General features: G+C 41.2%; 10 protein-coding genes and 2 tRNA genes. 6 read left to right on the forward strand and 6 right to left on the reverse strand.

Annotation, left to right across the window (positions count from 1 at the left end):
• Nucleotides 1-131 precede the first annotated feature (131 nt).
• Genes yidD through folE form a run of 3 tightly spaced genes read right to left on the reverse strand, consistent with a single transcriptional unit; the run spans nucleotide 132 to nucleotide 2,567 of the window.
• Nucleotides 132-359, reverse strand: coding sequence for a membrane protein insertion efficiency factor YidD (gene yidD, locus LV716_RS12345; RefSeq protein WP_163418107.1), 228 nt, complete (start codon nucleotides 357-359; stop codon nucleotides 132-134).
• A gap of 31 nt (nucleotides 360-390) precedes the next feature.
• A complete protein-coding gene (gene cysS, locus LV716_RS12350) occupies nucleotides 391-1,872 on the reverse strand; it encodes a cysteine--tRNA ligase (RefSeq protein WP_163418108.1) in 1,482 nt (493 codons plus the stop codon).
• A gap of 14 nt (nucleotides 1,873-1,886) precedes the next feature.
• Nucleotides 1,887-2,567: a GTP cyclohydrolase I FolE gene (gene folE, locus LV716_RS12355; protein ID WP_163418109.1), complete on the reverse strand. Its 681-nt coding sequence runs from the start codon at nucleotides 2,565-2,567 to the stop codon at nucleotides 1,887-1,889.
• A 134-nt stretch (nucleotides 2,568-2,701) separates the two neighbouring features.
• Here folE and LV716_RS12360 point away from each other — a divergent pair, with 134 nt between their 5' ends.
• Nucleotides 2,702-4,507 carry a T9SS type B sorting domain-containing protein gene (locus tag LV716_RS12360; protein ID WP_163418110.1) on the forward strand — a complete coding sequence of 602 codons (1,806 nt, stop codon included), beginning with the start codon at nucleotides 2,702-2,704 and terminating at the stop codon, nucleotides 4,505-4,507.
• Nucleotides 4,508-4,621: 114 nt separating this feature from the next.
• Nucleotides 4,622-6,067, forward strand: coding sequence for a T9SS type B sorting domain-containing protein (locus LV716_RS12365; protein ID WP_163418111.1), 1,446 nt, complete (start codon nucleotides 4,622-4,624; stop codon nucleotides 6,065-6,067).
• 73 nt (nucleotides 6,068-6,140) lie between these two features.
• Here the strand turns inward: LV716_RS12365 and LV716_RS12370 are convergent, their stop codons facing one another.
• The 3 genes from LV716_RS12370 to LV716_RS12380 all read right to left on the reverse strand — a co-directional run bounded on the left by LV716_RS12370 (nucleotide 6,141) and on the right by LV716_RS12380 (nucleotide 10,738).
• The gene (locus tag LV716_RS12370; RefSeq protein ID WP_163418112.1) at nucleotides 6,141-7,523 is read right to left on the reverse strand and encodes a BspA family leucine-rich repeat surface protein; all 1,383 of its coding nucleotides are present in this window, start codon (nucleotides 7,521-7,523) and stop codon (nucleotides 6,141-6,143) included.
• A gap of 361 nt (nucleotides 7,524-7,884) precedes the next feature.
• Nucleotides 7,885-9,384: an OmpP1/FadL family transporter gene (locus LV716_RS12375; RefSeq protein ID WP_163418113.1), complete on the reverse strand. Its 1,500-nt coding sequence runs from the start codon at nucleotides 9,382-9,384 to the stop codon at nucleotides 7,885-7,887.
• 34 nt (nucleotides 9,385-9,418) lie between these two features.
• Complete coding sequence (locus tag LV716_RS12380) at nucleotides 9,419-10,738, reverse strand: hypothetical protein (protein ID WP_163418114.1); 1,320 nt, start codon at nucleotides 10,736-10,738, stop codon at nucleotides 9,419-9,421.
• A 93-nt stretch (nucleotides 10,739-10,831) separates the two neighbouring features.
• Here LV716_RS12380 and proS point away from each other — a divergent pair, with 93 nt between their 5' ends.
• From proS to rpsT, 4 genes are all read left to right on the forward strand, one after another.
• Entirely contained in the window at nucleotides 10,832-12,307 is a 1,476-nt protein-coding gene (gene proS, locus LV716_RS12385; protein ID WP_163418115.1) for a proline--tRNA ligase, read from the forward strand.
• A gap of 75 nt (nucleotides 12,308-12,382) precedes the next feature.
• Nucleotides 12,383-12,454: transfer RNA gene (locus LV716_RS12390), tRNA-Glu, on the forward strand.
• A gap of 88 nt (nucleotides 12,455-12,542) precedes the next feature.
• Nucleotides 12,543-12,614 (forward strand) — tRNA-Glu (locus LV716_RS12395).
• 74 nt (nucleotides 12,615-12,688) lie between these two features.
• Nucleotides 12,689-12,940 (forward strand): 30S ribosomal protein S20, encoded by a 252-nt coding sequence (gene rpsT / locus LV716_RS12400; RefSeq protein ID WP_073175882.1) that lies wholly within the window; start codon nucleotides 12,689-12,691, stop codon nucleotides 12,938-12,940.
• The last annotated feature ends 68 nt before the right edge of the window (nucleotides 12,941-13,008 follow it).

The raw sequence follows: 13,008 nt of genomic DNA on the forward strand, positions 1-13,008 counted from the left end.
TCAGTGGTTGGTTATGTGTTTTTGGGTTTGTGCTTGAACTTTGGTCTTGAGCTTGAATTTGATTTTTGAACTTGAGCTTGAACTTGATTTTTGAATTTGCGTTTGAACTTTGAATTTGTATTTGAACTTTGTTAAGGAACGGGGTCATACCCCTTACCGCCCCACGGATTACAACTAAATATTCTTTTTATGGACAACCAACCACCTTTGAACAACCCATGTTTTTTGAGTGCTTCCAGCGTGTATGCCGAACAAGTAGGGGAGTATCTGCAAGTTGCTGGCGTGTACGGTGATATTAATAGTTGATATAGCCTGACCAACAATACAAAAGGGGCAATAAGGATTTTTTTGATTGACATTCCTTTAATATGTTCGCTATGCTATATAAAACTAATTTACGCTAAAGCTAGTGCCATCTTTTCCATCTTTTAGCTGAATGCCCAAAGTGGTCAATTTATCCCTAATCTGGTCAGAAGTTGCAAAATCCTTGTTTGCCCTTGCTTGATTTCGAAGCTCAATAAGTAACTCCATTACCCCATCTAACGTGTTGGAATCGTCCTTTATAGCAGCTTGATTCTCCAGTCCCAGAACATCATACGCAAAAGTGTTCAAAGTTTGCTGTAGTATAACTTTGTCTTCTTCAGTTATGGTTTCAGTACCCTCTTTGATTAGGTTGATGTGCTTTACAGCTTCAAAAAGATTCGCAATTAAAATAGGGGTGTTAAAGTTGTCGTTCATGGCATCATAGCATTTCTGTCTCCACTGGGCCAGGTCAAAATCAGATGTAGAACCTGTATTGACTTTCGTTAGATTTTCCATGGCATCCATTAAACGATAGTATCCTTTTTCAGAAGCCAATAACGCATCATCACTCAAATCCAAAATGCTAGTGTAATGGGCTTGCATCATAAAAAATCGTACCACAGAAGGTGCATAAGCTTTACTGAGTATATCATTGTCACCACTAAAAATCTCTGAAGGATAAATATTGTTCCCAGTAGATTTTGACATTTTTTTACCGTTCAAGGTCAGCATATTCGCATGTAACCAATATTTAACGGGAGATTTTCCGGTACACGCTTCGGCCTGGGCTATTTCGCATTCATGGTGCGGAAACTTTAAGTCCATTCCTCCACCGTGTATATCAAATGTCTCCCCTAAATATTTTGTGCTCATGGCAGTACATTCCAAATGCCATCCTGGAAAACCATCTCCCCATGGGGAAGGCCATCTCATGATATGTTGTGGCTCGGCTCTTTTCCATAGTGCAAAATCTTGCGGATTTCGTTTTTCATCCTGTGCGGAAAGTTCGCGGGTATTGGCGATCATATCTTCCAATTTCCTTCCGCTAAGCTTGCCGTAATCATTGCTCTCGCTGAACTTTACAACATCAAAATATACTGAGCCGTTTACTTCGTAGGCGATACCTTTTTCTAAGATTTCTTTAATAATCTCTATTTGCTCTATAATATGGCCCGTTGCCGTGGGTTCAATACTAGGGGGCAAAAAGTTGAGTTTTTGAAGCGTGTTATGAAAATCGACCGTATACCGCTGCACAACTTCCATCGGTTCAATTTGCTCTAACTTGGCCTTTTTTGCAATTTTATCCTCGCCATCGTCAGCATCGTTTTCCAAATGTCCGGCATCCGTAATATTACGAACATACCGCACTTTGTATCCCAAATGTTTGAAATACCTAAAAATCATATCAAAAGACATAAAGGTGCGGCAGTTTCCTAAATGTACGTTACTGTAAACCGTAGGACCGCAGACGTACATGCCAATATGGTCTTCATTGATAGGTTCAAAAATTTCTTTCTTCCCAGAAAGTGAATTGTATACTTTTAGGTTTTGGCTTTTGTAAAGTTGCATTGAAAAGTTAATGGTTAAAAGTCGGTGTCTAGGTTGATATAATCCAAAAATTCCCTTCGTACAGCCTCATCCTTGAATTTTCCACCATATTCTGCGGTAACGGTGCTGCTTTCAATATCCCGTATCCCCCTGGAATTTACGCAGAGATGTTTTGCGTCCATAACACAGGCAACATCTTCGGTTCCCAATACTTTTTGTAATTCTTTGACAACTTGGATGTTCAATCGCTCCTGAACCTGCGGACGTTTTGCAAAATAATCCACGATACGGTTCATTTTAGATAACCCAACAACGGTGCCATTGGAAATATATGCGATATGGGCCCTTCCGATTATTGGTAATAAATGGTGCTCACAAGTGGAGTAGAGTACAATATTTTTCTCCACCAGCATCTCGCCATATTTGTACTTGTTTTCAAATGTTGAAGAGTTTGGTTTTCTATCTGGATGTAAGCCTCCAAAGATTTCGTTAACGTACATTTTAGCTACTCTTTTTGGAGTGCCTTTGAGGCTATCGTCATCCAAATCAAGTCCAAGGGTCAACATTATTTCTCGAACACTCTTTTGTATCCTTTCTATCTTTTCCTCATCACTCAGTACAAAGGCATCTTTTCTTATAGGTGTCTCGGTAGAAGATCCAATATGGTCATTGCCCCTTTCTTCATGTTGTTCTTCCAAAGTCCGCTCTAGTTTCATGTGTTACTTCTTCAAGAAGGCAAAGATATACATTAATGGGCTATTTAACATCTGGTAGCTTTAGTTTGGCAACATAAATTATTGCCAAAAGAAAAGCGGCTATATTTTTATAATACCCAAACCTACAACCATTTATGGTGAAATCTTTTATAAGAATCATATTCTTAGTGCTTTTGTGCCAAATAACCCGTTCGCAGGTCTTACCCGACTGTGCAAATGCGGTGCCTATTTGTAGCAATACGCCAATAAACGGAGGGGCCAATGGTTATGGAATCGATGACTTTGATGGTACTAGTTCAAGCGGATGTCTTGAACGAACGCTTTCTGGATTTATAGAATCCAATTCAGCGTGGTATAGATTTAGGACAGGAGCTTCGGGACAGTTGGGTTTTAATATAGGACACGATAGTACAGAGGATTGGGACTTTGCCTTGTATAGAGCCAGTGACTGCAATAACTTAGGGGAGCCTGTACGGTGCAATTTTTTCGATAATAGCGATTTTAAAACATTTTTGGGAGTTGGGGAAGACCCTACGGGAGACGTAAATTCCGTTCACTATGAAGATTGGTTGGATGTAAATGTAGGTGAGGAATACTACTTGCTCATTAATAATTTCAGTAATGTGAACTCAGGTTTTTCGATTCAGTTCACAGGAGATATTCTTGTTACAGACCCAATGAACGCCTTGGACTGCTCTATAGTAGACAATCTCTTGGGCCCTCCCATTGCTGCCTGCGAAAATGAGACCGTAGTTTTGGATGCCACAACCACAGGTGCAACAAATTATGAATGGTATAGCGATAATGGTACCGGATTCCAGCTACTGGCAGCAGCTAGTGGAAGTCCAACATTACAGATATTGAATTCTGCTATGTATAGGGTAGTGGTTTCAACACCTACAGGTTCTTTGATCAGTGACGTTCAAGTAGCCTTCAATGTCATACCCACTACGACATCAATAACTGATGAAATACTGTGCTATACAGCAAATTTAGAAGTTGATTTGGAGCTAAAGGATTTTGAAGCGCTCGGCACACAAAACCCAGACGATTTTATTGTAAGTTACCATAGTTCTCAGGCAGATGCGAACCAAGGGATTAATCCATTTCCCAAAACATATCCAAAAAGCTTGGGATCAGAGACGATTTATGTACGGACAACTTCTTTGGCAAATCCCAATTGCTATGATGCCTCTGAAAGTTTTGTTTTAAATACCATAGAAACACCTGAACTCACTTTTCCTGAAGAAGTGATCATATGTGAGGATAATAATGGTGTTGTCATTGGGAAAACTGTTCCCAATCCAAGTCATAGCTACCAATGGAGTACGGGTGAGCAAACCCCGAACATAATAATTTCGCAGGATGGAGATTACACTTTAACTGTTACGAATTCATTAAACGGGATGTTTTGTAGTGAAAGTAGGACCGTGCGTGTTCAAACTTCGGTTTTACCAGTAATCTCAGATATAGAAATTGAGGATTTTAGCTCAAGCAATACAGTAACTATTGTAACAGAGGCAGTTGGAGAATTTGAATATCGTCTAAATGATGGCACTTTTCAAACTGGTAACGTTTTTGAAGAAGTCCCAGCAGGAGTTCACACCGTAACTATGAGGGATGTCTTTGGATGTGGGGAAGTCGTTGAGAATATTGTAGTCGTAGGCTTTTTGGCCATTTTCTCTCCAAATGGGGATGTGCTCAACGAAACGTGGCATGTTGAAGGTTTATCTGAATTGAACTCACCGGTCGTTACCATCTATGATCGATATGGAAAGTTGCTTAAAGAGCTGACGGAATTTAGTCCGGGTTGGGATGGAAATTTTGATGGCAGGCCGCTTCCCTCTACGGATTATTGGTTCAAATTATCCTATTTGGATGAAAACGGAAATAGGATGAACGCGAAGTATTTACGGAATCATTTCTCCTTGAGAAGATAGGCAAAAATGCATTTTATCGATTAACTGCATAATTTTTCGGGTAAAAAATACTAAAAACTCCTTTTGGGCAGTTATACAGTTTATACTTAGTATAATCTTTAGCCCCACAATTCTATGAGAGCCTTGTTTAGTGCTATCTGTTGTATGTTTCTGTTTTCTTTGGAAACACATGCCCAAAACTCACCTGATTGTAGAACTGCTATACCCGTTTGTGCGGATGCACCTATTTTGTCGTTCACTGATGGTGGTGGTGATATCGATGACTTTGATCCAGAAGTTATTACGCAATCCGGTTGTTTGGAAAAAGGGAGTGTAAGTTCCGCTAATATAGAGAACAACACCTCTTGGTATGTTTTTAGGGCCGGAACCAATGGACAAATTGGTTTTGATTTGGAAGCATTGCCCGTTACACCTGGCGGTATAATTACTTCTGAACTGGATTTTGCCCTATACGGACCTTTTGACCAAACAGCTGGACAAAACTTTTGTACGGTTATTGGAAATGGAGATGCACAGCCCATACGTTGCAACTATGAAGTCAATGATACAGGTTTCACCGGAATAGGGGTGAATCCAATAAATGGTAGGGAAGGGGCACCCTTTGTAAAGGGTAGTCAGAATACCTATGATGAGTTTTTAGATGTTATAGCAGGTGAGATCTATTATCTATATATCAATAACTACAATACCAATTTTGATGGTGACCCAGAGCCATTCTCCTTGACATTTACGGGCAGCTCTGTGGATGCCGACCAAAATACGGCACTGGACTGTACGCTGCGCGACGAATTTTTAGGGTTGGACATTATTGCCTGTGAGGGTGATCCGGACATTGTTCTAAGTGCCTTGAATTCCCCAGCTGGACCTACAGCCTCATTTTTTACGTGGGAGCTGGATGCAGATGATGATGGTACTTATGAAACTGTTTTGGCAAGTGGACCTGCTGAAACCGAACTAACCGTTACAAGTCCAAACTCCGGTCGTTACCGTGTGACCATAGAGACTACTTTGGCAACCACCATAACAGATGACATTTTGATCACCTTTTTTGGCGTTCCAGAATTGGATGAGGTACGTGTGGTCGATGATCTGGTGAACAGCAACCAAACCGATCCTTACAATATTGAAATAGTTCCTTTAGGGAATGGAGATTATGAATATGCCATCAATGATGGGGAGTTTCAGGATGATCCTTTGTTTTTTGATGTGCCCCCGGGCGTTAATACTGTTGTTATCAATGATAAAAACGGATGTGGGATTACGGAACCTATAGAATTCTTGGTAGTAGGTTATCCAAAGTTTTTTACACCTAATGGTGATGGGATTCACGACAATTGGAACGTACTAGGTATCGAAACCCTTTCTGATCCTACGGTTTACATTTTTGACCGTTACGGGAAACTGTTAAAGGAATTGGATATCACAGGTGGCTGGGACGGTACTTTTAACGGAAGACAGTTACCATCTTCGGATTACTGGTTTCGCTTGGATTATAACCGAGATGATGAAGGTGTTATCGTAGCACGTTCCGTGAGAAGGCACTTTTCTTTGGTTAGATAACCAAAAAAGACCGGAATGGTCATCCACACCGGCCTTCAGATTTTTTTTATGTGACGTTTACATGATAGAATGCCTACTCGCAAACTAATTGAAAGTCTAAGCCGGGAAATACCCAACCGTTACCTTCAAGATTATCAACTGCCATATCAGCTCCAGGGCCACAGACAGTGATATTCTCCATACCACAGGTAATTCCGGTTGGTCCGCCGTTATCTTTTACAAAATTGTCCCAACCGACCAAGGTGTTTTCCATGCTCCCTTTGGACATTCCACTGTTATTGAACATGTTCTCCATGTTGGTTATGTTGCCAATGTTCCAACCCCCTATATCTTGATCAAAGTCAGAAGCTCCAGAGAACATGGCGAGCATTGCGGTGACATTTTTCGTGTTCCACCCACTAATATCCTGGTTAAAGGCAGAGGCCCCAGAGAACATGGAACGCATTGTTGTAACACTCGACACGTTCCAGTTACCAATGTTCCCGTTAAAGGAAGAAGCATCGTTGAACATAAAGGACATATCGGTGACATTTTCCGTATTCCACCCACCAATATTCTGGTTGAACGACGATGCCCCTTGGAACATACCGTTCATTTTCTCAATAGTACTTACTTTCCAATCGCCTATGTCCCCATTAAATTTTTTGGCACTACGGAACATATTTGAAAGGGAAAGGACCTGTGACAGGTCGGGCGCATCGGGCGCTTTGTAGACCATGTTCTCACAGCCCATAAATGCCGAATTCAAGAACTCCCATTTGCTATTGCCCCATTGATCTATACTTATGAGTTTGGGCGCACTTGGGAACCCTAACATTGCTATACCGGGAAAATCTCCTAGAATCGCCACAACATGGTCACCGGCCGCTGCATACGAATGTGCTATATTTTCATTATCGGTAATGTCCTCAACGGTGCCGTCCCCCCAATCGATCGTAAAATCGTATGTCAAATATTCTACTAAACCTATCGTTATGCTTTCCCCGTCCTCGGTGGTCTTCCAGGTGGTCACAAAACTATTGATATCTTCTGCCAAAGTGTCGCTTACATTTTGGACAGTGACCGTAACTTTCGCATTTGTTTCCAACTCCCCATCTTCAGCGCTCACAAAAAGGGTATGTTCCGTTTTGGTCTCAAAATCCAGGGATTTTCCGGCAGTTAGGCTAAGTACACCGGCATCGGTGATGTCAAAAAGCCCGTCATCGTCCATCTCTATGGAAAACGTAAGGCTGTCCCCATTCGGGTCGGTTGCGGTTACCGTTCCAATGTTCTGGGCATCGGTGATATCCTCGGCAACGGTAAAGGACTGCTCCGCTATGACCGGGGCTTTGTTCTCTTCCTTAGGAGTTCCACTGGGCGGATTATCATCTGGAATCACATTGGGCGAATCGTCCTTGCCACAGGAAAGAGCAATCGAGCAAAGACATAGGAATAGACAAATGTTCTTCAATTTCATCTTTATGTAATTTTAGTTTTACACAAATTGAGATTTCTTGGTGATAGTTAAGAAGCAAAATGAACGGATACCCCCATTCGTTTGACGAATGGCCATTTTGAGTTGACGGAATTTTTTGTTACCGTCCCAAAAATGGAAAGGATAGCACAGCTAGGTACTTCTTTGTTCAATACCGAGGGAAATAGGAAGTTTCCCCGATGCCAAGATTCTGGAAAACGAAACTTCGTCCAAATGGATACAAGAATTGTGAATGACCGTGTTTGGGGTCTTGGATTTTGGGTTTTGTTTTAAGGTTTTGGGTATAAATTACTGAGCACAGGTGTTAATAGATATGCTTACGTCGAACCCATGTTAATTATGTTTAGAACTTTAGGGTAAAGCCCAAGGTCACGTTGGTATTCCTTCTATTGATCATGGTCGAACTACTTATTCCCGAATCAAAAAGTAACGTATTTACATCTTGTTCTGTCCTATTTACGGCTAAATCCAATCTGCTTCCGCCAAAATTATAACCAATACCCCCGGAGTAGCCAGTTAAATCACCAATGAGATTTCCTTCTTCATATGGGCTCTCTTCGTATCGATATCCAGCTCTTAGACTTACATCATCAATCCTGTATTCTCCTCCAAATCTGTATGAGTTCACAACACCTAATTGATTTGCGATAAAATCATTTTCCGCTGCAAAATTAGGGTCCGAATTGGGGCGTAGTTCTGCATTGGACATGTCTTGATAGCTGTAATCAAAGCTTAAAAGTCCGTCTTTTCCAAAGACAACAGCTAAACTACCAGTAAGTTTTTCTGGAGTCTTTATTCTGTATTCTTCAAATAGATTTACAATTCTAAAATCGATAAAATCGATATCCGGTTCTGCTAAATTTGAATTTATCCGTTGTGATGTATCGTCCGTTAGTTCGTACCAAGTAGGGGATTGGTAACTACCACCAATGCGAATGTTGTCGTTCAATTTAGCAATGGCTCCAACGCTAAATGAAAAACCATATCCTTCGGTTCTCAAAAGATTATCGAACGTAGTGAACTGTACGGGGGAATCTGTGTCATAACCGCTCTCATCCAATAACGTTAATCTCTCATAAAGTACATTGTGAAAATTTACTGAAGCTCCTATATAAAGATTCTCCTGGTACTGCCCGGCAAAATTCGCAGTTAACTTGCTGTTATACCCAGTAGTACTTTGAAGATAGTTTTGATTTACTCCGCTGTATGAAGCGTTGGATACGTAAGCGGTATTCTCGTCATCATCGACCGTTGGTTCTATAATGCCAGCTTGAAAGCCCAAAAATGCTTGTTGTGCTCCAAAGCCAATGTTGGAACCTATATCTAAATAAGCATCTTCTATGAACTCTCCCTCTTGTACTCGTAAAGGTCCTAAAGCTTGGCCTTGTGCAAAGTTCAAGAAATAATTATCGATGCCCTGTGTTGTATTTCCCGATACGGAAAATTCATTGTCAAAATTCTGCACCATATCATAGTTGAAAGCAAGTGCCAGTTTTTTCCATGCACTTTCGGTGGATTTAAAGACAAATACACCCCCCAATTGATTTAATTCCAAAGAATTAATATTGGTTTCCGTTAGGCTATTTCCGAATGCGGCTTCGTTGTTTCTATTAAAATTTGTACCTGTTATGGTAAATTGACTAAAGTTGAAAACAGCTGAACCCGCAGGGTTTACATTTAAAGATGATAAATCACCGCCCAAGGCGCCGAATGCACCGCCCATTGCCTGAAACCTTGCAGTACCTTGAATATTTTCATTGCTAAAGCGTAAAACGTCGTTAATGTTTTGGGCATTTGCAAAAGTGCATGCCAATACCGTTATGAAAGTTAGGGTTCTTTTCATTTGTTTTCTTTTTTTGCCTTGAATTAATTAAGGATTATCTTCTTCTTCCGCTGCTTCGTCCAGATGATCTGGATGCTCCAGAAGACCTACTGGAACCACCTGAGCTTCTATAGCTACCGGAAGACCTTGAGCTGCTGCCCGAACTTCTGTAACTACCGCTACTTCGAGAGCTTCTGCTTCCACTACTTCTGTAGCTGCCAGATGGTCTTGAGCTACCGGAAGACCGGCTATAATTACTGCTTCTTGGGGCAGTTCTACCAGAAGATTGATAGCTTCTTGTGCTTCTTCCCGAAGTTCTGTAGCCGGACGAAGAACTCCTGTTCGTGCCACTACTTCTATAGGTCCCACTGCTTCTTGAAGATGAAGGTGAGGTTCCGTAAGAACGACTGGTTCTGGCATTACTTCCGTAATTTGAGGCAGACCGGGTACTTCTGCTGGACCTATAATTTCTATTTCTTGCTATTGCATCTGCACTAACCGACCTTCTTGCTGTTGAACCGCTACGATAGGACCTTGAGCTCCTTGCAGCTGAAGAACTTCTGTTAATATTGGAGCGTCCGCTAGCATATCTTGAGGAGTATCCACTTCTTCTAGACGCTAGATTGGACCTGCTTCTTATTGCAGTACCTGGAATTACACTGTTTGAATAGCCCCTTCTTGACCTATTGTAGGCATAACCTCTATTAAATCCTCTGTTCCAACCGCGACCATAGTTTCCGTTCCAGCCCCAGGCACCACCCCAGTAAGGGTTGCCCCAGCCACCGCCCCAACCGAAGCCACCGCCCCAGCCAAAGCCGCCACCCCAAGCAAGACCACCGCCCCAGCCCCAACGGTTCCATCTCCATGGGTTGTTCCAACCCCAGCCAAAGCCACCTCCCCAGCCCCAATTGTTCCAAAGCCAAGGATCGTTCCAACCCCAGCCAAAGCCACCGCCCCAGCTGTTATCGTAAACGTTTACGGTTAAATTAGTGGGATTATCGCCCCAACCTGGATTTCCGTTGTAGGTGTTGTTCGTAGCAAAATAATCTGTTTGTTCACCAATTTGAGTATCATCATTTTCAGTGCCGCTGTAGTAGCTATCGACATCTGTAAAAATCTCATTATCTAAGATCTCATCAAACTCATTTGCCCTTTCACCAAAATAATCACCATAGATATCGCTCTCTCTTTGTTCATTTCTTACAGCCTCGGCAGATTTCTTTTCAACACGGGCAACACGATTATTGTTGGAATAAATTCCATCATCATCATAATATGAAGCTTGCTGGTAAGAACCACAAGAGGTCATTAAAAAAATGCCCAGAACAAGTATGGCGGGAATTTGAAATTTCGAGAAGCGTATAGACTTTGTCATAGTGCAATTTTTATTGTTGAACATACTAAAAATAGTTAGTTTTACCGAACTATTTTGTTATAAAGTCACAAGTTTTGTGCCAAACTATTGTAGATGGGGAAAAAATTAACGAGTCAGAGCGAGGATTATTCCAAATGGTATAATGAGCTCGTAGTAAAGGCAGATTTAGCTGAAAACTCAGGGGTTAGAGGGTGTATGGTCATAAAACCTTATGGATTTGCCATTTGGGAAAAGATGCAGGCGCAGTTGGATAAAATGTTCAAAGAGACTGGACATGAAAATGCTTATTTTCCTTTATTCATTCCCAAGTCGTACCTAAGCAAAGAAGCTAGTCATGTTGAGGGTTTTGCAAAGGAGTGTGCTGTGGTGACGCATTACCGATTAAAAAATGCGGAAGATGGAAGTGGGATCGTGGTTGACGAAAATGCAAAATTGGAGGAAGAACTCATTGTTCGACCAACATCAGAAACTATCATCTGGGATACGTATAAAAGATGGGTTCAATCTTACAGGGATTTACCATTGTTGATCAATCAATGGGCCAATGTGGTGCGTTGGGAGATGCGTACAAGATTGTTTTTGCGTACTGCTGAGTTTTTATGGCAAGAAGGACATACGGCACATGCCACAGAACAGGAAGCTTTGGAAGAGGCCGAGCAAATGATGCATGTCTATTCTGAATTTGCGGAAAAGTACATGGGCGTTCCGGTTATTAAGGGCACTAAAACAGAAAGTGAGCGCTTTGCTGGTGCAGAAGAGACGTATTGCATTGAGGCATTGATGCAGGACGGTAAGGCATTGCAAGCAGGAACTTCGCATTTTTTGGGACAAAACTTTGCCAAAGCTTTTGATGTGAAATTTGCCAATAAGGAAGGAAAGCAAGAGTATGTTTGGGCAACCTCTTGGGGTGTTTCAACACGACTTATGGGTGCTTTGGTGATGACGCATAGTGATGATAATGGATTAGTACTTCCGCCTAAATTAGCACCTATCCAAGTTGTAATTGTTCCTATTTATAAAGGATTGGAGCAGTTAGATGCCATTTCGGAAAAAGTAAATCCTTTGGTAAAGGAATTACGTAGTAAAGGAATTTCTGTTAAGTTCGATAAAAGGGATACCCATAAACCAGGCTTTAAATTCAATGAATACGAATTGAAGGGTGTTCCTGTGCGACTGGCCATTGGACAGCGCGATTTGGAAAATGGGACCTATGAGGTAGCCAGAAGGGATACACTTGAAAAAGAATCGGTAAAAGCAGAAGCGGTTGTAGGCAAGATAGTTTCTTTGATGGATGAGATTCAGGAGAACTTATATCAAAGAGCTTTGAATTTTAGATCGGAACATATCACTGAGGTAGGTTCTTATGATGAATTCAAAAAAGTTATCACTGAAAAAGGTGGATTTGTTTCCGCACATTGGGATGGAACTATTGAGACAGAGGATAAGATTAAAGAGGAGACCAAAGCTACAATACGTTGTATTCCATTGGATGCAAAAAAAGAGGTAGGAAAATGTATGGTAACGGGAAAGCCATCTACCCAGCGTGTGCTATTTGCTAAGGCGTATTAAAAGCACGTAAAAAATAAAATTTACTGTTGCAGGACTTAAAAATAATTGTATTTTTGCATCCGCAATTATGCACCCGGCCCGTTCGTCTAGGGGTTAGGACGCCAGGTTTTCATCCTGGTAACAGGGGTTCGATTCCCCTACGGGCTACGAAGTTCAATGAAATATTGGAATTGATTAATTTTGAGTTCTATAAGAGTGAAGCTTTTTTGCAACCATAATTAGTTATATCCAAAATGGCCCGTTCGTCTAGGGGTTAGGACGCCAGGTTTTCATCCTGGTAACAGGGGTTCGATTCCCCTACGGGCTACTAAAAAATTATAAATTAAAAGGTGAAAGATTGCAAGAAGTACTATTTTTCATCTTCCATTTTAAATTAAGATAATGGCAAATCATAAGTCAGCATTAAAAAGAATAAGAAGGAACGAAGCAGTTCGTCTACGTAACAGATATCAGCATAAAACGGTTCGTAATGCGATTAAAAAATTACGTAATGAGGAAGATAAGAAAGCCGCTGAAACTTTGTTGCCAACAGTAGTTGGAATGATAGATAAGCTTGCTAAGAGAAACATCATCCACAATAACAAAGCTGCTAACTTAAAAAGTAAGTTAATGAGTAAGGTTGCTGCAATGTAGTAGCCTTTCACATTATTTAGCATAAATAAAAAGCGCCCTAATTTTAGGGCGCTTTTTTGTTGTGTAAT

The organism is Flagellimonas sp. HMM57 (assembly GCF_021390175.1).
Lineage (GTDB): Bacteria > Bacteroidota > Bacteroidia > Flavobacteriales > Flavobacteriaceae > Flagellimonas.

Bases quoted from the DNA above. Each gene is read 5' to 3' on its own strand.
- yidD (WP_163418107.1), bottom strand. From the start codon at position 359: ATGTCAATCAAAAAAATCCTTATTGCCCCTTTTGTATTGTTGGTCAGG.
- cysS (WP_163418108.1), bottom strand. From the start codon at position 1,872: ATGCAACTTTACAAAAGCCAAAACCTAAAAGTATACAATTCACTTTCT.
- folE (WP_163418109.1), bottom strand. From the start codon at position 2,567: ATGAAACTAGAGCGGACTTTGGAAGAACAACATGAAGAAAGGGGCAAT.
- LV716_RS12360 (WP_163418110.1), top strand. From the start codon at position 2,702: ATGGTGAAATCTTTTATAAGAATCATATTCTTAGTGCTTTTGTGCCAA.
- LV716_RS12365 (WP_163418111.1), top strand. From the start codon at position 4,622: ATGAGAGCCTTGTTTAGTGCTATCTGTTGTATGTTTCTGTTTTCTTTG.
- LV716_RS12370 (WP_163418112.1), bottom strand. From the start codon at position 7,523: ATGAAATTGAAGAACATTTGTCTATTCCTATGTCTTTGCTCGATTGCT.
- LV716_RS12375 (WP_163418113.1), bottom strand. From the start codon at position 9,384: ATGAAAAGAACCCTAACTTTCATAACGGTATTGGCATGCACTTTTGCA.
- LV716_RS12380 (WP_163418114.1), bottom strand. From the start codon at position 10,738: ATGACAAAGTCTATACGCTTCTCGAAATTTCAAATTCCCGCCATACTT.
- proS (WP_163418115.1), top strand. From the start codon at position 10,832: ATGGGGAAAAAATTAACGAGTCAGAGCGAGGATTATTCCAAATGGTAT.
- rpsT (WP_073175882.1), top strand. From the start codon at position 12,689: ATGGCAAATCATAAGTCAGCATTAAAAAGAATAAGAAGGAACGAAGCA.